Below are 23,913 nucleotides of genomic sequence, written 5' to 3'. Positions count from 1 at the left end.
GGCGACATGGAATGCTGGCCGTTCTGGTTGAGGTCATCGTGAGGTTACCAGTGGTTGGATGACCAGGGAGGGAGGTTGTATGGCCGGACGGTTCGCGCCGAGCCCCACCTCTGCGCTCCACCTGGGCAACCTGCGCACAGCAGTGGTGGCCTGGCTGATGGCGGTCGGCACCGGGCGCGAGTTCCGGCTCCGGATCGAGGATCTGGACACCACCCGGGTCCGGGCCGCCAGCAGTGTGGCCGAGCAGCAGCTGGCCGACCTGGCCGCGATCGGAATCAGCTTCGACGGAGCGGTGGTGTGGCAGTCACAGCGCCTGGACGCCTATGCCGACGCGCTGGCCGAGCTGGACACCTATCCCTGCTACTGCACCCGGGCCGAGATCGCCGAGGCTGCGTCGGCTCCCCACGGTGACGGCTACCGGCCCTACCCGGGCACCTGCCTGCGGCTGAGCGCGCAGCGCCGGGCCGAGCTGGCCGCCACCCGTCCGCCGGCGCTGCGAGTGCGGGCGAACTCGGCGATCAGCACCGTCCACGATCAGTGGGCCGGTGAGGTCACCGGGGTGGTCGACGACTTCGTAGTGGTCCGCAATGACGGCGTGCCCGCCTACAACCTGGCTGTGGTGGTGGACGACCTGGCCATGGACATCGACCAAGTCGTCCGCGGGGACGACCTGCTGTCGTCATCGCCGCGGCAAGCCTGGCTGGCCCGGCAACTGGGCGGGATCGCTCCCGACTACGCCCACGTGCCACTGGCCGTGAACTCCGACGGTCGGCGGCTGGCCAAGCGGGACGGGGCGGTCACTCTGGCCGACCTGGCCGCCATCGGCGTGGATCCGGCTCAGTCGTTGAGCCGGATCGCGGTCTCGCTGGAACTGGCAGAACCGGACGAACCGGTCAGCCTGCCGAAGCTGCTGAGCCGGTTCGATCCGTCCGCGTTACCCAGGACGCCCTGGGTGGTTGCCTGAATCAGGCCTTCGGCTGGGCGTAGGCGAACAGCAGATCCACCACGTAGACCACCGTGTCGCCGGCTTCCACCGGCGGGTTGTTGCTGCCCTGCGGGTAGCCGGAGTTCGGCGGGAGCACCAGCAGCACCCGGGAGCCGACCTTCTTGCCGACCAGGCCGGACTGCCAGCCCGGAATAGTGCTGGAGAGCTTGCCGTCGCTGGGAGTGGCGAACTGATCGTCGATCAGCTTGCCGGTCTTCCAGGAGTAGCCCACGTAGCGCACCCGGATCACGTCGTCCTTGGCCACGGTAGCCCCGGTGCCGTCGATCAGGTTGGCCGCCAGCATCGCGGACGGGGCCGCACCGCTGGGAATGGTCACCACCGGCTTGTCGGCGGCGCCACCAGTGACGCTCGGCGCGCCGGACGGAGCCGGAACCACCTTGCCACTGGGCTGGTTCACCGACACCGAGATGACGTCGACCACGAAGATCAGCGTGTCACCGACCGCGATTCCCGCGTCCGCCCGACCGCCGGTGGCGTCATAGCCGTCCTTGCCCGGCATGGCGATCAACACCCGGCTGCCTTCGCGCTGATCAGTCAGACCGAGCTTGAAGCCGGCGATCACCTGATCCAGCGGGAAGGTGATGGGCGACTTGCGGCTGTAGGACTCGTCGAACAGCTTGCCGGTGCGTCCGTCCACGCCGTAGTAGTGCACGGTGACGAAGCCGTTGGCCGACGCCTTCAGTCCGGTGCCGGCCTTGAGCACCTCGACCCGGGTCTTGTCGATGGCGAACGGAGCCTTGAAGTCGACCTTGGGCTGGCTCAGCGGTGCGCCGGTCACCTTGATGGCCTTCAGCGAATCCGACACCGGAACCGTCGGGGTTGGAGTGGCCGATGCGGTCGGGGTTGCCGAAGTACTGGCCGACGGGGTCGTCGACGGCGTTGCCGGGACCGGGGTCGGAGTGGACGCGGGGCCTCCGCAGGCCGTCAAGCTCAACACGGCGACGGCGGCGGGGATCAAATGGCGAAGCTGCACCCGTTGAGGATACCCAACCAAGCTGGGTGCTCCTGCCATTCGAACACCGCTGCTACAGGCCCACCAGGTCCAGCAGAGCGCCCAGTTCGTCTCTGGTCAGCTCACGCACCTGACCTGAACGCAACTCCCCTAGCCGGACCGGCCCGATCGCCACTCGGGAGAGCTGGCGAACCGGGTGTCCGACCGCGTCGAACATCCGGCGGACGATCCGGTTGCGCCCCGAGTGGAGTTCGACCTTGACCAGGCTGCGATCCTCGGCGCGCTGGACGAGCTGAGCCCGGTCGGCCTGGATCGGACCGTCGTCCAGGACGATCCCCTTCTGCAGGCGCTTCAGAGTGGCCGGAGTGATCAGGCCGGCCACCTCGGCCAGATAGGTCTTGGGCACTTCATAGGACGGATGGGTCATCCGCTGGGCGAAGTCACCGTCATTGGTCAGCAGCAGCAGTCCCTCGGTCTCTGCGTCCAGCCGTCCGACGTGGAAAAGCCGGATGCCGTCGGGGACGAACTCGGTCAGCGTGCGGCGTCCGTGCGGATCCTCCATGGCCGACAGCACGCCGCGCGGCTTGTTCAGCACCAGATAGTGGGCTTCCCGCTGCGGCGGCACTCGTACCCCGTCCACCCGAATCACGTCGGTGGTCGGGTCGACCCGGCGGCCCTGCTCGGCCACCACTTCGCCATTCACCTCGACCCGGCCCCGGAAGATCAAGTCCTCTGCGGCCCGCCGGGAGGCGACTCCCGCCTGCGACAAGACCTTCTGCAGCCGGATACCTTCGGTTTCACTCATCGGATCCCCCTTCGGATTCCACCGGCGCGGACGCGGCCAGCTCGCTCAACTCGGCCTCCAGGCTGCTCGCATCGGGAAGATGCGGGGCCAGCGGAGGCAACTGGGACAGCTCGGTCAGGCCGATCCGTTCCAGGAAGTAACTCGTGGTGCCGAACAGCCGCGCTCCGGTTTCGGGGTCGCGCCCGGCCTCCTCGATCAGGTCGCGGGTGGTCAGGGTACGCAGCACCCCGTCCACGTTTACTCCGCGGATGGCCGAGATCCGTCCCCGTGAGATCGGCTGCAGGTAGGCCACCACGGCCAGGGTCTCCAGGGCGGCCTGGCTCAGCGTGCCACGCTGACCCTCGAGCAGCCAGCGGCCGATCAGCTCGGCATGCTCGGGACGGGTGTAGTAGCGCCAGCCACGTCCGACCTGACGAAGCTCGAAGCCGCGTCCGGTGCTGTCGTAGAAGGCGGCCAGCTCGGCCAAGCACTCCTCGACCTCGTCCACCGGCACTTGCAGCGCCTCGGCCAACTCCAGGGCCGGCATCGGCTCGGTGGCCAGCAGCAGCAGGGCCTCCACGGCCGCCGACATGCCTGCGGTCATTGGTCGTCCTCCTTGTCAGCCGGGGTTTCCGGCGAAGTCTCTGCGTCGAACTCGGCGCCGAGGTTCTCGGCGGCCACCTCGTTGCCCAGCCAGCGGATGGTGAGCTCACCCAGCGGGGTGAGCTGCTCGAAGCTGATCGCGCGCTCCCGGAACAGCTCCAGCAGGGCCAGGAATCGGGCCACCACCACCAGCCGGTCGTCGGCATCGGCGGTCAGGTCGCGGAAGGTGAGCCGGGTCCGGCTGCGCAGCCGATCCACGATCAGGCTGGCCTGCTCGCGCACGCTGACCAGCGGCTGATGTAGGTGCGACAGCGACACCTGGACCGGCTCGACCGGGGTCATGGCCCGTCCGGCGTAGACAGCGATCAGGTCGATGAAGCCGTCCAACTCCACCTCGGGGAGCAGACTGGCGAACTGTTCCTCCAGGCCACCGGGACGCGGCAGCCGCCGGGCCTGGTCGGCCAGGGTTTGGGACAGCCAGCCCGCCACCATCTTGAACGCCCGGTACTGCAGCAGCCGGGCGAACAGCAGGTCCCGGGCCTCGAGGATGGCCAAGTCTTCCGGATCGTCGATCTCACCCGAGGGCAGCAGCCGGGCCGCTTTCAGGTCGAGCAGAGTGGCTGCCACCACGATGAACGAACTGGACTGATCCAGATCCCAGGCACTCGGTCCGCTGATCGCCTGGGCAGCCTTGATGTGCGCGATGAACTCGTCGGTGACCTTCGACAGTGCCACCTCGGTGACGTCCAGCTTGTGCTTGGCGATCAGCTGCAGCAGCAGGTCGAAGGGGCCGGAGAAGTTGGTCAGGGTGAGGGTGAACTCGCTGCGCTGCTCGGCAGCGGCCAGTTCGGTCACGACTCGCCGAGTCCGCGGACCAGGTCCGAGTCGCCGCCGTGTTCGAGCAAGTCGGCCACCGCCAGGCTGATCGCCGTCCGGACGATCCGTCCTCGGTCGACGGCCAGGCCGTGCTCGGCCCGCAGCGCCAGCCGCGCCTGCTCCAGAGCCAGCAACTCCTGGCTGCTCACGTACACGGTGATCTTCTCCTCGTGCCGCACTCGCCCCGAGCCGCGTCCGCCGGGCTCGCCGGCCGGGGCGCTGGGGACCGCCGCCGGCGGCTGGGCCGTCGTCGGGCGGAACAGCTCGCTGGCGCCGGGAAGCTCTACACGCCTGGGCACTTGGCCAAGACCTCTCGTGCCAGCATTCGGTAGGCGTCCGCGCCGTGCGAGTTGGACGCATAGGTGGTGATCGGCTCACCGGCCACCGTGGTCTCCGGGAACTTGATGGTCCGCCGGATCACCGAATGGAAGACCTGGTCACCGAAGGCGGACACCACCCGCTCCAGCACCTCGCGGCTGTGCAGGGTGCGGGCGTCGTACATGGTGCCGAGAATGCCGAGCACTTCGAGTTCGGGGTTGAGCCGGTCCTGGACCTTGGCGATGGTGTCGGTGAGCAGGGCGATCCCGCGCAGCGCGAAGAACTCCAGCTCCAGCGGCATGATCACCTTGTCGGCTGCGGTCAGGGCGTTCACGGTGAGCAGGCCCAGCGACGGTGCGCAGTCGATCAGGATCAGGTCGTACTCGTGGCGGATCTTGGCCAGCACCCGACGCAGGGTCTGCTCTCGGGCCACCTCGGAGACCAGCTGCACCTCGGCCGCCGACAGGTCGATGTTCGAGGGCAGCATGTCCAGCCCGTCCACCACGGTGTGGAAGATCACGTCCTCGACCTTGGTGTTCCGGTTGAGCAGCAGATCGTAGATGCTGGTCTCCAGCGTGTGCGGGTTGACCCCCAGGCCCACCGACAGCGAGCCCTGCGGGTCGAAGTCGACCAGCAACACCTTGCGTCCGGTCTCGGCCAGCGCAGCACCCAGGTTGATGGTGGTGGTGGTCTTGCCGACCCCACCCTTCTGGTTGCACATCGCGATGATCAGCCCCCGCTTGGGCTGGTCCGGGTCCGGAACCGACGGCTCGGGAAGGTCGGGCACGATCCGCCCGGTGGGACCCATTTCGCCAGCGGTCAGGTCCTCGGCTACTTCATGGGCGGGGTTCGGCTTCGCTTTGCTCACCGGGTCAGCCTAAGCCCAATTGTCGACATCGGCTTGCATCCGCGCTGGTCGGCCGACCCTCGCTCAGCGGGCCCGCGGATGCGAGGTCAGGAACACCTCGCGCAGATGCTCGGCGGTGACCAGGGTGTAGATCTGGGTGGTGGTCACCGAGGCGTGGCCGAGCAGCTCCTGGACCACCCGGACGTCCGCGCCGCCGTCGAGCAGGTGGGTGGCGAACGAGTGCCGCAGTGTATGCGGGGAGACTTCGACGTCGAGGTGGGCGGCAACGGCGGTCTTCTGCAGGATCTGCCAGGCGCTCTGTCGGCTCAGCCGCTGTCCCTTGGCGTTCAGCAGCAGCGCCGGGCTGGGCCGAGTGGACGCTTGCGCGAGCTGCGGACGTCCGCGCACCAGCCAGGCTTCCACCGCGGCGCGCGCGTAGCTGCCGACCGGCACGATCCGCTCCTTGCGGCCCTTCCCGAACAGCCGCAGCCCGGCGTCCGGCTCGGCCAGCACCGACGTCAGCTCGTCCACATCCAGCGCGATCACTTCAGAGATCCGGGCGCCGGTTCCGTAGAGCAACTCCAGCAAGGCGGCATCGCGCAGGCCGGTGGCCGTGTTCGGATCCGGGGTGTCCAGCAGGGCCTGGACCTGATCGACCGACAGCGCCTTCGGTAGCCGACGGACGGCCTTGGGCGGGTGCACACCGGCTGCCGGATCGGCCACGGTGAGACCGTCACGCACGGCGAACGCGTGCAGCGACCGGACCGCGGCCAACGCCCGGCTGGCGCTGGCCACCGACAGGGCCGCGGAGGTCTCCTTCGCGGTCTGGAGCTCGGCGACGAAGGCGGCAACGTCGGCCTCGGTCACCGACTCCGGATCGGTGATCCCGCGGCCGGTCAGGAAGCCGGCATAGCGGCGCAGGTCCCGGCCGTAGCCGGCCTGGGTGTGCGGGGACGCCCCCCGCTCCACGGCGAGATGGTCGAGGTAGCTGCGGATCAGCCGCTCAACCGGCGTGGCCACGAACCGCTGCCAACATCGAGTTCTGTTCGGACCACACCGCGCGGGCAGGCCACGGCGCACCAGCCGGACGGAGCTCGTCCAGCCGTCCGCTCAGCCGAGCCGTCTCCAGGGCCAGGATGCCGGAGACCAGGGTCGGGTTCTGCACCCGTCCGGCCAGGACGGCCTCCACCAGATCGGCGCGCGCCACCCAGGCCAGTTCCATCTCGGCTTCCTCCGCTTCGGCCACGAAGCCCTCCGGTGCAGCCACGTCGCTCAGCCCGCGGGCCAGGAAGATCCGAAGCGACTCCTGAGTTCCGCCGGGACTGGTGAACAGGTCGACCAGCACCCGCCAGTCCGTGGCGGCCAGCCCGGCCTCCTCGGCCAGCTCACGCTGGGCGGCCACCAGGAAGTCCTCCGACGCCTTGTCGAGCAACCCGGCCGGCGGCTCGATCAGGGACATGGCAACTGGATGCCGGTACTGACGAACCACCGCCACCCGATCGTCGTCGTCGAGAGCGATGATTCCGACCGCGCCGGGATGCAGGGTGTACTGCCGCCGCATGGACTCCCCGTCCGGGGTGGTCACCTGATCGGTCACAAAAGCCGCCACGGCCCCCTGCGCCATTATCTGGTGAGATGTCACCGGCCACAGCTCCGCGCGGTCCTGTACCTGGTCCGCGCGCAGCTGGCGAGCCATCGGCATCACTCCTGCGGCAGCCTGGAGGCGAGCTTCGCCTTCAATGCGGCCTCAATCAACCCGGCGAACAGCGGATGCGGCTGGGTGGGCCGGGACTTCAGCTCGGGGTGCGCCTGGGTGCCCACGTAGTAGGGATGCAGGCCGCGATCGAGCTCGACGAACTCGACCAGGTTCCCGTCCGGGCTCACCCCGGAGATCTTTAGGCCGTGCGCCTCCAGCTGATCGCGGTAGGCGTTGTTGACCTCATAGCGATGACGATGCCGTTCGCTCACCTTGGTGGTGCCGTAAGCCTCGGCGACCAGCGAGCCGGGAACCAGCTCGGCCGGGTAGGCGCCCAGCCGCATGGTGGCGCCCATGTCGCCCTGGCCGGAGACGATGGCCACCTGCTCGGCCATGGTGGCGATCACCGGAGCCTGGGTGTCCGGCTCGAACTCGGTGGACGCCGCATCGGCCAGCCCCATCAGGTTGCGGGCAGCCTCGATCACCATGCACTGCAGGCCGAGGCACAGCCCCAGCGCGGGCAGCTGGTTCTCTCGGGCGTGCCGCAGCGCGCCCAACTTGCCCTCGACGCCGCGGATGCCGAAGCCACCGGGGACGCAGATGCCGTCCACCCCGGCCAGTGCCGCGGCCGCCCCGGCCGGCGTCTCACAGGTGTCTGAGGCGATCCAGCGCAGGTTCACCTTCGCCCAGTTCGCGAACCCGCCGGCACGCAGCGCCTCGGAGACCGAAAGATAGGCGTCGGGCAGGTCGATGTACTTGCCGACCAGGCCGATGGTGAGCTCTTCCTTGGGTGCGTGCACCCGCTCCAGCAGGTCGTCCCACTTCTCCCAGCTGACGTCGCGGAACGAGACGCCCAGCCGGCGCACCACATACGCGTCCAGGCCCTCGGCGTGAATCACCTTGGGGATGTCGTAGATGCTCGGCGCGTCCGGGCAGGAGATCACCGCATCCTCGTCCACGTCACACATCAGCGCGATCTTGCGCTTCACACCGGCCGGGACGTCCATGCTGGCCCGGCAGACGATCGCGTCGGGCTGGATGCCGACCTGGCGCAGCGCGGCCACCGAGTGCTGAGTCGGCTTGGTCTTCAGCTCGCCGCTGGGGCCGATGTAGGGCACCAAGGAGACGTGCAGGAAGAACACGTGCTCGCGACCCACCTCGCGACGCACCTGACGGGCCGCCTCCAGGAAGGGCAGCGACTCGATGTCGCCCACGGTGCCGCCGATCTCGTGGATCACCACGTCCACCCCGGGGGTGGCCATGGCCAGCATCTCGTCCTTGATGGCGTTGGTGATGTGCGGGATCACCTGGACGGTGTCGCCGAGGAAATCACCGCGGCGCTCCTTGGCGATCACCGAGGAGTAGATCTTTCCGGTAGTGACATTGGCTTCGGCGCTCAAGTTGACGTTGAGGAAGCGCTCGTAATGGCCGATGTCGAGGTCGGTCTCGGCGCCGTCCTCGGTCACGAAAACCTCTCCATGCTGGAAAGGGTTCATCGTGCCGGGATCGACATTGAGGTAGGGGTCCAGCTTCTGCATGGTGACCCTCATGCCACGGGCCACCAACAGGCTGCCCAGGCTGGAGGCGGTCAGCCCCTTGCCGAGAGAGGAGACGACTCCTCCAGTGACGAATACGTGCTTGGTCTGAGTCGTGTTTCCCACGGGACTCCAGCCTATCTTCATCAAAGGCCTCGGCCACAAGCCGACGCTCCGCGGACGCGGGGTCGAAACCTGCGTAGGTGTGCGGGGTTCAGCGCGCAGCCGATGCCAGCAACTCCCGCGCGTGCGCCAGGGACGACTCGCTGGACGCCAGGCCGCCCATCATCCGGGCCAGCACCTCGACCCGATCGTTCTCCTCGACCAGCCGGACGCCACTGGTGGTCACCGTGCCGTCGTCAGCCTTGACCACCACGAAGTGCCGATCGGCAAACGCGGCCACCTGGGCCAGATGGGTGACCACGATCACCTGGCACCGCTCGGCCAGCCGAGCCAGCCGTCGGCCGATCTCCAGGGCCACGGCGCCGCCGACCCCGGCGTCCACCTCGTCGAAGACGAAGGTCGCCGAGCTCGACTCGGTGGCCAGCACCACTTCCAGGGCCAGTCGCACCCGGCTGAGCTCACCGCCGGAAGCCACCTTGCCCAGCGGAGCCGGCGCGCTGCCCGGGTTGGCCGCGAACAGCAGGCTGACTTGGTCGGCCCCATGTGGCCCCAGTTCGACCGGCTCGATCCGGAACTCCAGCCGCGACTTCGGCATGGCCAATGACTTCAGTTCTCCGGCGACCAGCCCGGCCAGCTGCTGGGCGGCAGCCCGGCGCAACGCGCTGAGCTCAGCCGCCGCGGCATGCAGCCGGACGTCCAGGTCGGCGATGGTGGCGCGCAGCTCCTCGATCCGGGCATCGCCGGCGTCCAGCGCCAGCACCCGCTGCGCGGCCTGGGCCGACCAGGCCAGCACCTCATCGATATCGGTGCCGTACTTGCGGGTCAGTCCGGCGAGTTCGGCACGACGGCCGGCGATCCACTCCAGCCGCAGCGGGTCGGCGTCCAGCCCGGCGGCGTAGGAGGACAGCCGGGACGCGGCGTCGGCCAGCCCGGCGGCGGTCTCGGCCAACTGAGCCGCGATAGGCTCCAAGGCCGGATCCGCGGCAAGCACTCCCGACAAGGCCTTTCGGGCGGCTCCGACCAGGCCGATCGCCTCCGCCTGGTCGCCGTAGTCGTCCTCTTCGCCGGCCAGCGCCACCAGCGCGGTGTGTGCGGCGAGTCGCAGATCGTCGACCGCCTGCAGGCGCTGCGCCTCGACGGCCAGTTCGCGGTCCTCGCCGGGCTGCGGGTTGGCCCGTTCGATCTCGGTCAGGCCGAACTGCAGCAGATCCAGTTCACGGGCTCGCTCCTGCGAACGAGTGACCAGCTCGGCCAGCTCGTCCGCCGCGGCCTTCCGACTGGCGTAGTCGCGCTGGTAGCCGGCCAGGATCTCGGCCAGCTGCGGCCCGGCAAAGCGATCCAGCACCTCGAGTTGCCGCTCGGGGGTACCCAGCCGCAGTTGCTCGGACTGGCCGTGAATGGTGATCCACTCCCCGACCAGGTCGGCGCCGATCGACAGCGGCACCTGGACCCCGCCGATCGCCATCCGGGAGCGACTGGCCGCCAACTGCCGACTGAGCAGCACCTCGCCGTCCTCGACCGCGGCACCCAGCTCGTCGAGTCGCTCGGCCTCGTCCCCCAGCTCCCACTGGCCCTCCACCAGCGCCCGGGAGGCCCCGGCGCGGATCAGCCGCGGGTCGGCCTTGGCGCCGGCCAGCAGGGCCAGGCCGGTGACGATCATGGTCTTGCCGGCACCGGTCTCACCGGTGACGGCCGTGAAGCCGGGGCTGGGTTCGATGGTGGCCTCGCCGATCACCCCGAGATCGGCGATCCGTAGTTCAGTGAGCATCCCGCCTGGCCCGATCAGCCGCGGCTCGCCAGCCGTCCACGGGAAGGTCGAACTTGCGCACCAGCCGGTCAACGAAGGGTTGCTCGGACGTCCGCGCCAGCAAGAGCCGGTGCGCCCCAAGCCGAGCCTCAACCTCCATGCCCGGTCCGATGTCGAAGGTCCGGCGACCGTCGCACCAGACCACTCCGCCCGGACTGCCACCAGGGAGCACCTCGATGGCCACCACGCTGTGGTCGCTGAGCACCAGCGGACGAGCGAACAGCGCATGCGCGCTCAGCGGCACCAGCAGCAGCGCCGACAGATCCGGCCAGATCACCGGGCCGTGTGCGGAGAAGGCGTACGCCGTCGACCCGGTGGGGGTCGAGACCAGCACTCCATCGGTGGCCCAGCGGGACAGCGCCCGATCGTCCACCCGGACCAAGACCTCGAGCATCCGCTCGCGGGCGAGCTTCTCGATCGAGACCTCGTTGATGGCGAACGAACTCCACAGCACTTCCCCACCGGGATGATCCCGGACCACGGTGTCGATAGTGATCCGCTGCTCGACCTGATAGCCGCGATCGGCCACCGTGCCGATCAGGGTGGGCACCTGCGAGGACTCCAGCTCGGCCAGGAAGCCGATGTGACCCAGGTTCACTCCGAGCACCGGGACCTGGCGCGGCACCGCCCACTCGGCGGCGCGCAGGATGTTCCCGTCCCCGCCGAAGACCACCATCAGCTCGGGATCGGAGTGCTCCAACACGATCAGGTCGGCCTGCGGTGCCACGGCGGCCAACCGGGCCGCATCGTCGGACGAGGCCGCGCAGGTGATTCCGCGTGCATTGCAGCCGAGGACGAACTCGGTTGCGGCCTGAAGCGCCTCCGGCCGAAACGGATGGATGGTGACGGCGACTCGCCGTCGTTGCGGGCTCACATGCAAACCCTAGCCGGGACGGCCCACATCCGGCTCACCGGGTGTGGACGAGGTCGATGAAGAACTCCACATTTCCCGACTCCCCGGGCAGCACGCTCTCGGCCTGCCAGCGGGTGGTCCAGCCGAGCTCGGCAGCCGCCTCAATCACCGAGGTCAGCGCAGTGTGGCGCAGCTTCAGGTTGCGGACCACCCCGCGATCGTCCAGGCCGGCCCGGCCCACCTCGAACTGCGGCTTGACCAGCAGCAGCGCATGACCGTCCGGGTCGAGGACGGCCAGCAACTGGTTCAGGATCAGTCGCAGCGAGATGAACGAGACGTCGGCCACCACCAGACCGACCGGCTGATCGTCCAGGTCGGTGAGGCTGAGATCGCGCAGGTTCAGTCGTTCCCGGACGACCACTCTGGGGTCGTCGCGCAGCGCGTCCACGAGTTGCCCGTGCCCGACATCGACGGCGTAGACCCGTTCGGCGCCGGCCTCCAGGACCACCTGAGTGAACCCACCGGTGGAGGCGCCGGCATCGAGGACCCGCGCCGGAACTCTCACCCCGGAGCCATCCAGGGCACCGAGCAGCTTCTGTGCGGCCCGGGACACCCAATGCCGATCTCCGGCCACGCTGAACCGGGCCTGCTGGGTGACCATCGTGGCGGCCTTGGTAATCACCTGGCCGTCCACCTGGACCCGGCCGGCCTTGATCGCGTCCTGCGCTTGCGCGCGGGAGCCGAACCAGCCGGCCTCGACCAGGGCTCGATCCAGCCGCACTACGACCGGGACTCGTTCAGCGCGCGCTGCAAGGCGTCCAACAGCTTCGCGTACTGCTCGGGATGCTCAGTCACCGGCCGGCTCAGGTCGAGCCCGGCCAGGGCCTCGTCCAGCTGCGGGTGGCCGGTGCTCGGCGGGACATCGGTGGGTTCCACGGCGACCATCCTAGGCGTCCACCGCGGCCGGGAGGGCGGTCAGGATGATGGCGAGTCCACGATCGAAGGAGGCGTCCAGGTCGGGGTCGGCTTCGATCACGCCCAGGCTGCTGGCCTGCCGGTGCAGCTGGGTGGCCTCGGTGTGGCCCATCACGTACAGCAAGAGGGTGCGTGCCACGTCCGGCGTGGTCACGGCGGCCAGCCGCGCTTCGAGTTCGGAGACGCCCATCCGGAAGGCGGAAGCGGTGGCGACCACCTCGGCACCGTCGCGCACCGCCAGCATGGCCGCGCGAAGCCGATGGCAGGACGCCACCACATCGGCGTCCACCTCCACCTGGCCGACGATCCGGGCGGCCATGAAGCCCAGCAGCTCCTGCTTGGAGGCCACGTGGTGATACAGCGCACTGGGCTGGACGTCGAGCTCGCCGGCCAGTCGACGCATCGAGAAGAACTCCAGGCCCCACGAATCCAGCAGCTTCAGCGCTGCGTTGACCACATCTTCACGGCTGTTTCCCACAGGCCGATCCTATGGGATAACCTGAACGCCGTTCACCTGAACACCATTCACTTCGAGGGACGCACCGTGACTGACCAAGCCAACACCGAGGCCACCACCGCCGTAGCCGCCGCCGAACCGCGGGCCAAGGCCCTCTCGGCCACCGACCTGGCGCTGATCGCAGCCTTCGCCGCGCTGATCGCCGCCCTTGCCTACATCGGGGCGATCCCGGTGGCCGGTGCCGGAGTGCCGATCACCCTGCAGACGCTCGGTGTGGCCTTGGCCGGGGCCGTCCTCGGCCCGCTGCGCGGCAGTCTCTCGGTGCTGCTCTACCTGGCGTTGGGCGCCATCGGGCTGCCGGTGTTCGCCGAGCACTCCGCTGGGCTCGGCGTGTTCACCAGCGTGAGTTTCGGCTACCTGATCTCGTTCCCGATCGCCGCCGCGCTGATCGGCTACCTGGTGAAGTACGTGGTCGGGGCCAAGCGCAGCAGTGCCCTGTGGGTCTTCTTGGCCATCGCGGCCGGGAGCATCCTGGTGATCCACCCGCTCGGTGTCGCTGGCATGAAGCTGCACCAGGACGTCAGCTGGGCGACCGCGTTCTCCTGGGATCTGCCGTTCTGGCTCGGCGACTTGGTGAAGACCACGATCGCCGCCATCGTCGCGGCCGAGGTGCACCGCGCCTTCCCGGCGCTGCTCAAGCGGCGCTGAATGTCGCGGATCGAGCTGGTCGGCGCCGGAGTCGAGGTCGAGGACGGACCGGTCATCCTGCAGCCGACCACGCTGACGCTGATCGAGCAGCGGATCGGCATCATCGGTGGCAACGGATCGGGCAAATCGACCCTGGTGCGCCTGCTGAACAACCTGATCAGCCCGACCACCGGCCGAGTGCTTGTGGACGGCATCGACGCGGCCGCCGATCCGGCCGCGGTCCGTCGTCTGGTCGGCTTCTGCTTCACTGATCCGGCCGCTCAGCTGGTGATGCCGACCTGCGTCGAGGACGTCGAGCTGTCCCTCCGGCGCAGCCATCGCGACCCCGCGCAGCGCCGCCAGGTGGCCCTCAACATCCTGGCCGAGTACGGCCTGGCCGGTCGCGAGCACACCAGCGTCCATGCGCTGTCCGGCGGCCAGCGGCAGCTGCTGGCATTGGCCGGCGTGCTCGCCGTGCAGCCTCGGGTGCTGGTGGCCGATGAGCCGACCACCTTGCTGGATCTGGCCAACACCCAGCGGGTCGCCGAGCGGCTGTTCGGCCTGGACCAACAACTGGTGTTGGTCAGCCACAACCTGGAACTGATCGAGCGTTGCGACCGAGTCCTGGTCGTCGACGCCGCCCAGGTGGTCTTCGACGGCGAACCGGTCTCGGCGATCAGTCACTACCGCGAACTGGCCACGGCGGCCACCCGATGAGGACGACTGCCCTGCTCGGGATCTACCGGCCCGGCAACAGCTGGCTGCATCGGCTGCCGGTGGGGCCGAAGCTGGCCGGCCTGGCCGCGCTCAGCATCGCCATCGTGGCCGTCCGCGGTGCGCTGTCGGCAGTGGTCTTCGCCGTGATCGTCGCTGCCCTGGTCGGCTGGGCCCGGCTGGGCTGGCTCACTCTGTGGCGGCAGACCCGTCCGGTCCTGCTGATCGCCCTGGTCGTGGGCGCCTTTCAGTGGTGGCTGTCCGGCCCGGATCGCGCCGTCGAGTCACTGATCGACTTGGTGTCGCTCACCTTGGCGGCACTGGTGGTCACCGCGACCACGCAGGTCAACGACATGCTGGACGCGATCGTGCGCTGGTCGGGACCGCTGCCCTGGGTCGACTCCGAGCGGGTCGGACTGCTGCTCGCCCTGGCGATTCGGGCCGTCCCGGCCAGCATCGAGCTGGCTCGCGAGACTCAGGATGCCGCCGCAGCGCGCGGCCTCGGCAACAACCCGCGGGCGCTGATCTCACCGTTCGTGATCCGGGTGGTCGCCCGCGCGCAACTCACCGGGGACGCGCTGGCCGCCCGAGGCATCGGGGACTGAACCGGTTGGTCAGTTGACCAGGGTCAGTGACTCCAGGGTCTCCCGATAGTCCAGCTCCGGACGGCTCCACACCAAGTGAGCCACCGCCCAGACGGCGTCCAGTTGCTCGTCCTCGGTGACCGGTACTCCCCCGGCCAGCACCGTGCGTCCCGACTCGACTCGGACCGTCTGGTCACGACAGGTGACCTGATCGGGAGTGAGGTTCAGTGGACGCGGCTCGTCGAGCAGTGCAGCAACACCGGCCCCGATATGGGTCGGACGCAGTTCAGGCTCGGCCTGGACCAGGTCGAACTTGCCGTGGGCACCGGTGAACACCAGCAGCGAGTCGATGCCGGCTCCGTTGGCGCCACTGACGTCGGTATCCAGCCGATCCCCCACGAAGATCGGACGACTGGCCGCCGAGCGCCGGATCGCCTCGCGGAGCATCGGACGATGCGGCTTGCCGAAGATTGTCGGCTCGCCGCCGACCACCAGGCGAATCACGCTGATGGCGCCACCGACTCCCGGCACCAGGCCACGCTCTGTCGGCCGGGAGGCATCGTCATTGGTCGCGTACCACTTCGCCCCGCCTTGGATGGCCAGCGACACCTCGTCCAGCATCCGCCAGTCCAGCTTGGGGTGATAGCCCTGAATCACCGCCACCGGATCATCGGCGGCGGCATAGACCACCTCGAACCCGGCGCGCTCGAGCAGGCCGGCCAGGTTCGGGCTACCCGCACAGAGCACCTTGGCCCCGGGCGGCAACTCCTCGACCAGAGCGGCCGCGGCCACCTGGGCGCTGGTCAGCACATTGTGCTCGTCGGCGGAGTAACCCAGCGAGCGCAACTGATCGATCACCACCCGGGCCTCGCGCGCGGCGTTGTTGGTCACATACAGAACCCGCACCTGCTCACGGTCCAGTTCCTGGAGCGCCGCGACTGCCCCCGGGACCGCCATGGGTCCCAGGTACAGCACGCCGTCCAAGTCGAACAGGGCCGCGTCATAGCCGTCGATCAGCCGCATCAGGGACGGTCGGCTTCCGGCTCGGGCTCCCCCTCGTCCTCAGCCTCGTCCGCATCGGACGCATCGGACGTGTCGAGATCGACCTCGGCCGGGTCGTCCTCCTCGTCGGAGAGCTCTTCGTCCTGCGCCGCAGGCACGTCGAGGTCGTCCTCGGCCGGGTCGTCGTGCTCGTCCGCAGCCTCCTCGTCCTCTTCCAGCTCATCCTCGAGCAGCTCGTCCTCGTCGAACTCGATGACGATGCCGCGCAGGCTAGCCAACCGGTCCGCCGCGTCAGTGCTCTCATCGGGATCCAGACGGGCGGCCGCAGCGAACCAACGCTCGGCCTGCTCCACCGCACCGGTCCGCTCCAGCAGGTCCGCGTAGGCGTAACGCAGCCGAGCCCGACCCACCTTGGTGCCACGTGCGCCGAGATCCTCGATCTCGGTCTGCAGCAGGCGCAGTGCCTCGGGAACCTGGCCGGAGTCGGTGCGCAACCCCGCCTCGACCAGCCGCAGCTCTACCCGGATATCGGCTTCCGGGGAAGCCGCCAGTCCTTCGCGGACCAGCTTCAGAGCAGCCTGCGGACGCCGCAGCGCCCGCTCACAGTCGGCCATTGCGGCGAGGTAGGCATCCGAGCCGGTCATCCGGCGAACTGCGCGGAACTCCGACAAAGCCAGTGCGAACTCACCGGCCGCATAGGCAGCCTCACCGACGGCCTCGCGGACGATCGGCAGCCGCCCGGCGCGGCGCTTGGCCGCCTGGGCATGCTCCAGAGCCAACGCCGGATCGGCGTCGATGCTGCGACCAGCCATCAGCAAATGCGCTCCGGCCTGCTCGGCCAGCTCTGAGGACAGCCCGCGCAGCTCCGCACGCACGCCGCGGGGCAACTCACGGGAGTCGAAATCCTTGGGGAGCGGCGGCTCCTGCACGCGCTCCTTGCTCACCAGATAGGGGCGCTCACTGGAGCGACGGTCGCTCCCCGAGTCCCGAGAGTCGTAGCTGCGGCCACCGGAGTTGCCGCGATCCGGACGGCCGCCACCGGCGTAGCCCTCACGGTTCTGTGGACGCGAGCCGCCACCGGCCGGTCCGCGACCGCGGCCGGCTGGGGCCGATCCACCGGTGGGACGACCACCGGAGCTGCGACGAGGACGCTCGTCATCACGGTTCCAGGACGTGGCCGGACGTCGGTCGGACGTGCGGGGTCCATCGGTGCGTCCGTAGCCTCCGCGGTTCTCACTCGAGCCACCGGAGGTGCGACGAGGACGCTCGTCGTCACGGTTCCAGGACGTGGCCGGACGTCGGTCGGACGTGCGGGGTCCATCGGTGCGTCCGTAGCCTCCGCGGTTCTCACCCGAGCCGCCGGAGGTGCGACGGGGACGCTCACCGTCGGACTGCCACGGTGCGGGGCGACCGTTGCCGGAGCCGGCAGGACGGCGCCGATCGGACTCGCCGGATCCTCCGCGCGGGCCACGATCGGGTCCATTGCCACCACCACGGCGTGCGCCGTCGTCGCCGTCGCGGCGTGGGCGTCGATCATCATTGGACTCCCACGGACGGGAGTTGGAATCTGTACGTGGACGACGCGTACCGGTACCGGCAGCCGAGCTGCGCGGCCGATCGCTGCTGCGCTCCCAGGGCTTGCTGTCACCGGCGCCGCGACCCGAAGGCGCACCACCGGAGCGGGCTGGACGTGCAGAATCGCCGTCGCGCCACGGGCGTCGCTCAGACTGACCACGGGACGCGCCGGAACCAGAGTCCGACCAGGTGGAACGGCTGCTGCCACCGGAAGGACGACCACCCGAGCCACTGGGGCGCGAGCTACCACCCGTGCTGCGGGGAGCCCCGCTCGAGGCAGGACGATCCGACCACGAGCCGCCACTGCCCCGGCCCGCATCACTGCGGCCGGCGCTCCAGCGACCCTTGGCTCCGCCTTGGTCACGGCCGCCGCCAGAGCGTCCGGCCCCAGCCGATCCGCCGCGACGTCCGGTGGAGTCCGAACGATCCTTGTTCACCATGTCATCCTGCCCTTGTTCATCTTCTGTCTGCAAAATACCGTAAAACCACAACACCCCCGCGAAACCGAAGCTTCGCGGGGGTGTTTGTATGTCCGGCGACGTCCTACTCTCCCACAGGTTCCCACCTGCAGTACCATCGGCGCTGAGAGGCTTAGCTTCCGGGTTCGGAATGGAGCCGGGCGTTTCCCTCTCGCCATGATCACCGAAACTCTATGGAGTTGTGGCAGGCCTCACCTTTCGGGAGGCCCCGACCGTTACTCGGGAACCGCACAGTGGACGCGTAACATCTTTGTAGGTAACAAGCCCTCGGCCTATTAGTATCGGTCAGCTCCATGCATTGCTGCACTTCCACATCCGACCTATCAACCCGGTGGTCTTCCGGGGGCCTTACCAGATTAACTCTGTGGGAATCCTCATCTTGAGACGTGCTTCCCGCTTAGATGCTTTCAGCGGTTATCACTTCCAAACGTAGCCAACCAGCCGTGCCCTTGGCAGAACAACTGGCACACCAGAGGTTTGTCCGTCCCGGTCCTCTCGTACTAAGGACAGCCTCTCTCAAGATTCCTACGCGCGCAGCGGATAGGGACCGAACTGTCTCACGACGTTCTAAACCCAGCTCGCGTGCCGCTTTAATGGGCGAACAGCCCAACCCTTGGGACCGACTCCAGCCCCAGGATGCGACGAGCCGACATCGAGGTGCCAAACCATGCCGTCGCTATGGACGCTCGGGCAAGATCAGCCTGTTATCCCCGGGGTACCTTTTATCCGTTGAGTGACGGCGCTTCCACATGCCACCGTCAGATCACTAGTCCCGACTTTCGTCCCTGCTTGAGGTGTCCCTCTCACAGTCAAGCTCCCTTGTGCACTTACACTCAACACCTGATTGCCAACCAGGCTGAGGGAACCTTTGGGCGCCTCCGTTACTCTTTGGGAGGCGACCGCCCCAGTCAAACTACCCATCAGGCACTGTCCCTGATCCAGATAATGGACCTAGGTTAGATATCCAGAACAGCCAGAGTGGTATTTCAACGTTGACTCCACAAGAACTGGCGTCCCTGCTTCAAAGTCTCCCACCTATCCTACACAAGCTGTACCGAACACCAATACCAAACTATAGTAAAGGTCCCGGGGTCTTTCCGTCCTGCTGCGCGTAACGAGCATCTTTACTCGTAATGCAATTTCGCCGAGTTCGTGGTGGAGACAGCGCCCAAATCGTTACTCCATTCGTGCAGGTCGGAACTTACCCGACAAGGAATTTCGCTACCTTAGGATGGTTATAGTTACCACCGCCGTTTACTGGGGCTTAAGTTCGGTGCTTCGCTTGCGCTGACACTTCCCCTTAACCTTCCAGCACCGGGCAGGAGTCAGTCCGTATACATCGTCTTTCAACTTGGCACGGACCTGTGTTTTTAGTAAACAGTCGCTTGGGCCTGGTCTCTGCGACCGTCAGTGCGTCCAGCTGCAAGAGCCTTAACACATCAGGTCCCCCTTATCCCGAAGTTACGGGGGTATTTTGCCGAGTTCCTTCACCACGATTCTCTCGATCGCCTTGGTATTCTCTACCTATCCACCTGTGTCGGTTTAGGGTACGGGCGGCTAACAACTCGCTCACGAAGATTTTCTAGGCAGCATAGGATCACCCACTTCAGCAGTCGAAGAACGACTACCTCGCCGTCATGTCTCAGGCTTAATGAGGTGCGGATTTGCCTACACCTCGCCCTACGCACTTAGCCCGGGACAACCATCGCCCGGGTTGGGCTACCTTCCTGCGTCCCTCCGCAGCTTACCTAATACAAGCTTGGGTCACAGACTTAGTTGACCTCGGACCGAAGTCCTCCGACAACCTCGCGTGTTTAGCATTGCTCGCCTCGGCAGGGTCGTTGTTTCGCCGGTACGGGAATATCAACCCGTTGTCCATCGACTACGCCTGTCGGCCTCGCCTTAGGTCCCGACTTACCCAGGGCAGATTAGCTTGACCCTGGAACCCTTGGATATTCGGCGGACGGGTTTCTCGCCCGTCATTCGCTACTCATGCCTGCATTCTCACTCGTGTGCTCTCCACGGCTGGGTCACCCCGCCGCTTCACCGCGCACACGACGCTCCCCTACCCATCCGCGCGCCTGGACCACGAGGGCCTGGCTATTACGCGAATGCCACAGCTTCGGCGGATTGCTTGAGCCCCGCTACATTGTCGGCGCAAAATCACTTGACCAGTGAGCTATTACGCACTCTTTCAAGGGTGGCTGCTTCCAAGCCAACCTCCTGGTTGTCTATGCAACTTCACATCCTTTTCCACTTAGCAATCTCTTAGGGGCCTTAGCTGATGATCTGGGCTGTTTCCCTCTCGACTATGAAGCTTATCCCCCACAGTCTCACTGCCGCGCTCTCACTTACCGGCATTCGGAGTTTGGCTGATTTCGGTAAGCTTGTGGGCCCCCTAGACCATCCAGTGCTCTACCTCCGGTAAGAAACACGCGACGCTGCACCTATATGCATTTCGGGGAGAACCAGCTATCACGTAGTTTGATTGGCCTTTCACCCCTATCCACAGCTCATCCCCTCGGTTTTCAACCCAAGTGGGTTCGGGCCTCCACGACGTCTTACCGTCGCTTCACCCTGGCCATGGATAGATCACTACGCTTCGGGTCTAGAGCACGCGACTAAATCGCCCTATTCGGACTTGCTTTCGCTACGGCTTCCCCACACGGGTTAACCTCGCCACGTACCACTAACTCGCAGGCTCATTCTTCAAAAGGCACGCCGTCACCCTTGCAGGCTCCGACGGATTGTAGGCAATCGGTTTCAGGTACTATTTCACTCCCCTCCCGGGGTACTTTTCACCTTTCCCTCACGGTACTTGTCCGCTATCGGTCATCAAGGAGTATTTAGGCTTAACGGGTGGTCCCGCCAGATTCATGCGGAATTTCAGGGGTTCCGCATTACTTGGGGTGACACTCGGGAGAGATCAACTTACGTCTACAGGGGTATTACCTTCTGTGCCGGAACTTCCCAGTTCCTTCGACTTCATTGATCTTTTTTGACTCCCTGACCGGTTAACAGCCCGGTCTGAATGGCCCCACAACACCCAGCATGCAACGCCTGTTAGCTATCACACATGCGAGGTTTGGCCTCTTCCGCGTTCGCTCGCCACTACTTACGGAATCACGGTTGTTTTCTTTTCCTGTGGGTACTGAGATGTTTCACTTCCCCACGTTCCCTCCAACTACCCTATGTGTTCAGGTAGAGGTCGCCGGACATTACTCCGGTTTCTTTCGAGGTTTCCCTATTCGGAGATCCCCGGATCGAAGCTCGTTTACCAGCTCCCCGGGGCTTATCGCAGGTTACAACGTCCTTCATCGGCTCTTGATGCCTAGGCATCCACCGATTGCCCTTAGTAGCTTGTTATTTCACTACAAAGATGCTCGCGTCCACTGTGCAGTTCTCAAGAAACGGGCGGGCCCAGGTACGCCGTGCCGTGAGGCTCGTCATAGCTGGTCCGCGTTGAAGGCTTGTTGCTAGGCAACCGACCCTTCAGGGCCCAACAGCGTGCTTTGGGTTCGTTCAACGGCATCCGAGGTTCCACTCCGCCGGCGAACCGACGACCGTACTGACGAATGGGTGTACACGAACTTAATGGTCAATGTTCCACTGAGGTGCTTGCCCCCGCCACCGACGTATGCGATGGAACGGAAGGCGCTGGACAGGTTGATTACGCCTGCCAATAGCTCCTTAGAAAGGAGGTGATCCAGCCGCACCTTCCGGTACGGCTACCTTGTTACGACTTAGTCCTAATTACCGGTCCCACCTTCGACGGCTCCCTCCACAAGGGTTAGGCCACCGGCTTCGGGTGTTACCGACTTTCATGACTTGACGGGCGGTGTGTACAAGGCCCGGGAACGTATTCACCGCAGCGTTGCTGATCTGCGATTACTAGCGACTCCGACTTCATGGGGTCGAGTTGCAGACCCCAATCCGAACTGAGACTGGCTTTATGGGATTCGCTCCACCTTGCGGTATTGCAGCCCTTTGTACCAGCCATTGTAGCATGCGTGAAGCCCTGGACATAAGGGGCATGATGACTTGACGTCATCCCCACCTTCCTCCGAGTTGACCCCGGCAGTCTTCTATGAGTTCCCGGCCGAACCGCTGGCAACATAGAACGAGGGTTGCGCTCGTTGCGGGACTTAACCCAACATCTCACGACACGAGCTGACGACAGCCATGCACCACCTGTATACCGACCTTGCGGGGCACCTGTCTCCAGATGTTTCCGGTATATGTCAAACCCAGGTAAGGTTCTTCGCGTTGCATCGAATTAATCCGCATGCTCCGCCGCTTGTGCGGGCCCCCGTCAATTCCTTTGAGTTTTAGCCTTGCGGCCGTACTCCCCAGGCGGGGCACTTAATGCGTTAGCTTCGGCACGGAATCCGTGGAATGGATCCCACACCTAGTGCCCACCGTTTACGGCGTGGACTACCAGGGTATCTAAGCCTGTTTGCTCCCCACGCTTTCGCTTCTCAGCGTCAGGAAATGTCCAGAGAACCGCCTTCGCCACTGGTGTTCCTCCTGATATCTGCGCATTCCACCGCTCCACCAGGAATTCCGTTCTCCCCTACATCCCTCAAGTCCGCCCGTATCGAAAGCAGGCTCAGGGTTAAGCCCTGAGTTTTCACTTCCGACGCAACGAACCGCCTACAAGCTCTTTACGCCCAATAATTCCGGACAACGCTCGCACCCTACGTATCACCGCGGCTGCTGGCACGTAGTTAGCCGGTGCTTCTTCTGCAGGTACCGTCAGAAACCCTTCGTCCCTGCTGAAAGCGGTTTACAACCCGAAGGCCGTCATCCCGCACGCGGCGTTGCTGCATCAGGCTTTCGCCCATTGTGCAATATTCCCCACTGCTGCCTCCCGTAGGAGTCTGGGCCGTATCTCAGTCCCAGTGTGGCCGGTCGCCCTCTCAGGCCGGCTACCCGTCGTCGCCTTGGTGAGCCGTCACCTCACCAACAAGCTGATAGGCCGCGAGCCCATCCTTGACCGTCGGAGCTTTCCACCCCAGCAGATGCCCGCCGGGGTCGTATCCGGTATTAGCAGCTGTTTCCAACTGTTATCCCAGAGTCAAGGGTAGGTTGCTCACGTGTTACTCACCCGTTCGCCACTGATCCAGGAGCAAGCTCCCTTCACCGTTCGACTTGCATGTGTTAAGCACGCCGCCAGCGTTCGTCCTGAGCCAGGATCAAACTCTCCGTTGAAAACTTTCGGTGAGGGCTTTAAGGCCCAATAACCGTCAACTTCAGTTCGATTCTGACGCAGACCAATACTGGTCTGTATCAATAATCAAAGGAATCCGTCCGAGACACATCAGCTTTCGCATCACTGCCCCGGTCGGGGTTTTGTTCGCACTCCGAAGAGTGCATTATTGTGCATTGACTTTTAAAGCACGCTGTTGAGTTCTCAAGTTTCGGGTGCGCTCCTCGCTTCGGCTCTCACCGTCGCTCGGGGCAACTCGACTTACTTTACTAGGCCCTTAACCGCTTGTCAAACCGGCATCCAGACCCTCCTGCCCACTCGGCCCCAACACCTCGGGCCTGTTGCTTGCGGCAGGACGACGTACTTTACCCAACTTGCTCCGAGGATGCGAATCGGCCGCTTACGGACCGCGGCCCGGACATCCTTTGTGCGTCGCCACCAGCCCGATCCGCCTCGCCGATCGCGTGGTCGGGACGCCTGGCGCGGGAGGGTCGTCCTCTCGGAAGGGAGCCGACCCAGGCCTGCCGCTCGCGAGCCGGAACTGTGGCCCCTGCGTCCGTACATGGTCTTCCGTGGTGAGCTCGTCGCGGGGAGTGGACGATAGTCGCAGGCCAGGCCAGCGGCGGCCCGCCGTGATCTCCAGCGACCATCGCAACGGCGCGCTGTTCGGCGAGGTCAGCAGGACGTTGAACAACTCGACGGGGCTGCGGCGCCTAGGGCTGTGCAGGGTCTTCGGTTGAGCTCGAGCTCGATACGTCCGAGGGCTGTGCAGGGTCTTCGGTTGACCTCGAGCTCGATACGGCCGAGGCCGGCAGAGGCGTGCAAAAACAA

Annotated in this window: 20 protein-coding genes and 3 rRNA genes; 4 read left to right on the top strand and 19 right to left on the bottom strand. The window is 66.1% G+C overall.

Annotated features, from left to right (window positions below):
• The first annotated feature begins 79 nt into the window (after nt 1-79).
• Nucleotides 80-964, top strand: a complete 885-nt coding sequence (gene gluQRS / locus ATK74_RS05240; protein ID WP_245840724.1) for a tRNA glutamyl-Q(34) synthetase GluQRS — start codon at nt 80-82, stop codon at nt 962-964.
• Between the two features lies 1 nt (nt 965).
• Here gluQRS and ATK74_RS05235 read toward each other — a convergent pair whose 3' ends face one another.
• The 14 genes from ATK74_RS05235 to ATK74_RS05175 all read right to left on the bottom strand — a co-directional run bounded on the left by ATK74_RS05235 (nt 966) and on the right by ATK74_RS05175 (nt 12,853).
• Nucleotides 966-1,979, bottom strand: coding sequence for an FKBP-type peptidyl-prolyl cis-trans isomerase (locus tag ATK74_RS05235; RefSeq protein WP_169923741.1), 1,014 nt, complete (start codon nt 1,977-1,979; stop codon nt 966-968).
• Between the two features lie 52 nt (nt 1,980-2,031).
• Nucleotides 2,032-2,763: a pseudouridine synthase gene (locus tag ATK74_RS05230; protein WP_098460047.1), complete on the bottom strand. Its 732-nt coding sequence runs from the start codon at nt 2,761-2,763 to the stop codon at nt 2,032-2,034.
• Nucleotides 2,756-3,346: an SMC-Scp complex subunit ScpB gene (scpB, locus tag ATK74_RS05225; protein WP_098460046.1), complete on the bottom strand. Its 591-nt coding sequence runs from the start codon at nt 3,344-3,346 to the stop codon at nt 2,756-2,758. The genes ATK74_RS05230 and scpB overlap by 8 nt, the downstream gene beginning before the upstream one ends.
• Nucleotides 3,343-4,200: a segregation and condensation protein A gene (locus tag ATK74_RS05220; protein WP_098460045.1), complete on the bottom strand. Its 858-nt coding sequence runs from the start codon at nt 4,198-4,200 to the stop codon at nt 3,343-3,345. The genes scpB and ATK74_RS05220 overlap by 4 nt, the downstream gene beginning before the upstream one ends.
• Nucleotides 4,197-4,520 carry a hypothetical protein gene (locus ATK74_RS05215; protein WP_098460044.1) on the bottom strand — a complete coding sequence of 108 codons (324 nt, stop codon included), beginning with the start codon at nt 4,518-4,520 and terminating at the stop codon, nt 4,197-4,199. Before ATK74_RS05215 ends, ATK74_RS05220 begins: the two co-directional genes overlap by 4 nt.
• A complete protein-coding gene (locus tag ATK74_RS05210; protein ID WP_098462027.1) occupies nt 4,505-5,347 on the bottom strand; it encodes a ParA family protein in 843 nt (280 codons plus the stop codon). The genes ATK74_RS05215 and ATK74_RS05210 overlap by 16 nt, the downstream gene beginning before the upstream one ends.
• Nucleotides 5,348-5,470: 123 nt before the next feature.
• On the bottom strand, nt 5,471-6,406 hold the full coding sequence (gene xerD, locus ATK74_RS05205) for a site-specific tyrosine recombinase XerD (RefSeq protein ID WP_098460043.1): 936 nt from the start codon (nt 6,404-6,406) through the stop codon (nt 5,471-5,473).
• Nucleotides 6,390-7,082, bottom strand: coding sequence for an NUDIX domain-containing protein (locus tag ATK74_RS05200; RefSeq protein WP_098462026.1), 693 nt, complete (start codon nt 7,080-7,082; stop codon nt 6,390-6,392). The genes xerD and ATK74_RS05200 overlap by 17 nt, the downstream gene beginning before the upstream one ends.
• A 5-nt stretch (nt 7,083-7,087) precedes the next feature.
• Nucleotides 7,088-8,764 (bottom strand): CTP synthase, encoded by a 1,677-nt coding sequence (locus ATK74_RS05195; protein WP_098460042.1) that lies wholly within the window; start codon nt 8,762-8,764, stop codon nt 7,088-7,090.
• Between the two features lie 67 nt (nt 8,765-8,831).
• The gene (recN, locus tag ATK74_RS05190; protein ID WP_098460041.1) at nt 8,832-10,508 is read right to left on the bottom strand and encodes a DNA repair protein RecN; all 1,677 of its coding nucleotides are present in this window, start codon (nt 10,506-10,508) and stop codon (nt 8,832-8,834) included.
• Complete coding sequence (locus ATK74_RS05185; protein WP_098460040.1) at nt 10,498-11,421, bottom strand: NAD kinase; 924 nt, start codon at nt 11,419-11,421, stop codon at nt 10,498-10,500. The genes recN and ATK74_RS05185 overlap by 11 nt, the downstream gene beginning before the upstream one ends.
• Nucleotides 11,422-11,455: 34 nt before the next feature.
• Complete coding sequence (locus ATK74_RS05180; protein ID WP_098460039.1) at nt 11,456-12,181, bottom strand: TlyA family RNA methyltransferase; 726 nt, start codon at nt 12,179-12,181, stop codon at nt 11,456-11,458.
• Nucleotides 12,181-12,336: a hypothetical protein gene (locus ATK74_RS15310; RefSeq protein WP_169923740.1), complete on the bottom strand. Its 156-nt coding sequence runs from the start codon at nt 12,334-12,336 to the stop codon at nt 12,181-12,183. The genes ATK74_RS05180 and ATK74_RS15310 overlap by 1 nt, the downstream gene beginning before the upstream one ends.
• A gap of 10 nt (nt 12,337-12,346) precedes the next feature.
• The gene (locus tag ATK74_RS05175; RefSeq protein ID WP_098460038.1) at nt 12,347-12,853 is read right to left on the bottom strand and encodes a TetR family transcriptional regulator; all 507 of its coding nucleotides are present in this window, start codon (nt 12,851-12,853) and stop codon (nt 12,347-12,349) included.
• Nucleotides 12,854-12,919: 66 nt separating this feature from the next.
• Here ATK74_RS05175 and ATK74_RS05170 point away from each other — a divergent pair, with 66 nt between their 5' ends.
• From ATK74_RS05170 to ATK74_RS05160, 3 genes are read left to right on the top strand one after another with little or no spacing between them, the layout of a single operon-like run.
• The gene (locus tag ATK74_RS05170) at nt 12,920-13,540 is read left to right on the top strand and encodes a biotin transporter BioY (RefSeq protein WP_098460037.1); all 621 of its coding nucleotides are present in this window, start codon (nt 12,920-12,922) and stop codon (nt 13,538-13,540) included.
• Nucleotides 13,541-14,236 carry an energy-coupling factor ABC transporter ATP-binding protein gene (locus tag ATK74_RS05165; RefSeq protein WP_098460036.1) on the top strand — a complete coding sequence of 232 codons (696 nt, stop codon included), beginning with the start codon at nt 13,541-13,543 and terminating at the stop codon, nt 14,234-14,236.
• Nucleotides 14,233-14,838: an energy-coupling factor transporter transmembrane component T family protein gene (locus ATK74_RS05160; protein WP_098460035.1), complete on the top strand. Its 606-nt coding sequence runs from the start codon at nt 14,233-14,235 to the stop codon at nt 14,836-14,838. The genes ATK74_RS05165 and ATK74_RS05160 overlap by 4 nt, the downstream gene beginning before the upstream one ends.
• Nucleotides 14,839-14,847: 9 nt before the next feature.
• On the opposite strand, the gene ATK74_RS05155 is transcribed toward ATK74_RS05160, so the two are convergent.
• The 5 genes from ATK74_RS05155 to ATK74_RS05135 all read right to left on the bottom strand — a co-directional run bounded on the left by ATK74_RS05155 (nt 14,848) and on the right by ATK74_RS05135 (nt 23,084).
• Nucleotides 14,848-15,840 carry an HAD-IIA family hydrolase gene (locus ATK74_RS05155; protein ID WP_211283289.1) on the bottom strand — a complete coding sequence of 331 codons (993 nt, stop codon included), beginning with the start codon at nt 15,838-15,840 and terminating at the stop codon, nt 14,848-14,850.
• Nucleotides 15,840-16,763, bottom strand: a complete 924-nt coding sequence (locus tag ATK74_RS05150; RefSeq protein ID WP_169923739.1) for a tetratricopeptide repeat protein — start codon at nt 16,761-16,763, stop codon at nt 15,840-15,842. Before ATK74_RS05150 ends, ATK74_RS05155 begins: the two co-directional genes overlap by 1 nt.
• Nucleotides 16,764-17,924: 1,161 nt before the next feature.
• A 5S ribosomal RNA gene (rrf, locus tag ATK74_RS05145) occupies nt 17,925-18,041 on the bottom strand.
• Between the two features lie 87 nt (nt 18,042-18,128).
• Nucleotides 18,129-21,239, bottom strand: a 23S ribosomal RNA gene (locus tag ATK74_RS05140).
• A 328-nt stretch (nt 21,240-21,567) separates the two neighbouring features.
• A 16S ribosomal RNA gene (locus ATK74_RS05135) occupies nt 21,568-23,084 on the bottom strand.
• The 16S, 23S and 5S rRNA genes sit together here, the layout of an rRNA operon.
• Between the last annotated feature and the right edge of the window lie 829 nt (nt 23,085-23,913).

The organism is Propionicimonas paludicola, from assembly GCF_002563675.1.
Lineage (GTDB): Bacteria > Actinomycetota > Actinomycetes > Propionibacteriales > Propionibacteriaceae > Propionicimonas > Propionicimonas paludicola.
Note: the sequence above shows the minus strand (reverse complement) of the source record. Positions and strands in the feature narration are given on the sequence as shown.

What these genes read in the sequence shown, in the direction of transcription:
- ATK74_RS05210 (WP_098462027.1), bottom strand. Translation starts at nt 5,347, where the DNA reads ATGGGTCCCACCGGGCGGATCGTGCCCGACCTTCCCGAGCCGTCGGTT.
- recN (WP_098460041.1), bottom strand. Translation starts at nt 10,508, where the DNA reads ATGCTCACTGAACTACGGATCGCCGATCTCGGGGTGATCGGCGAGGCC.
- scpB (WP_098460046.1), bottom strand. Translation starts at nt 3,346, where the DNA reads ATGACCGCAGGCATGTCGGCGGCCGTGGAGGCCCTGCTGCTGCTGGCC.
- ATK74_RS05160 (WP_098460035.1), top strand. Translation starts at nt 14,233, where the DNA reads ATGAGGACGACTGCCCTGCTCGGGATCTACCGGCCCGGCAACAGCTGG.
- ATK74_RS05200 (WP_098462026.1), bottom strand. Translation starts at nt 7,082, where the DNA reads ATGGCTCGCCAGCTGCGCGCGGACCAGGTACAGGACCGCGCGGAGCTG.
- ATK74_RS05230 (WP_098460047.1), bottom strand. Translation starts at nt 2,763, where the DNA reads ATGAGTGAAACCGAAGGTATCCGGCTGCAGAAGGTCTTGTCGCAGGCG.
- ATK74_RS05195 (WP_098460042.1), bottom strand. Translation starts at nt 8,764, where the DNA reads ATGAAGATAGGCTGGAGTCCCGTGGGAAACACGACTCAGACCAAGCAC.
- ATK74_RS05155 (WP_211283289.1), bottom strand. Translation starts at nt 15,840, where the DNA reads ATGCGGCTGATCGACGGCTATGACGCGGCCCTGTTCGACTTGGACGGC.
- gluQRS (WP_245840724.1), top strand. Translation starts at nt 80, where the DNA reads ATGGCCGGACGGTTCGCGCCGAGCCCCACCTCTGCGCTCCACCTGGGC.
- ATK74_RS05165 (WP_098460036.1), top strand. Translation starts at nt 13,541, where the DNA reads ATGTCGCGGATCGAGCTGGTCGGCGCCGGAGTCGAGGTCGAGGACGGA.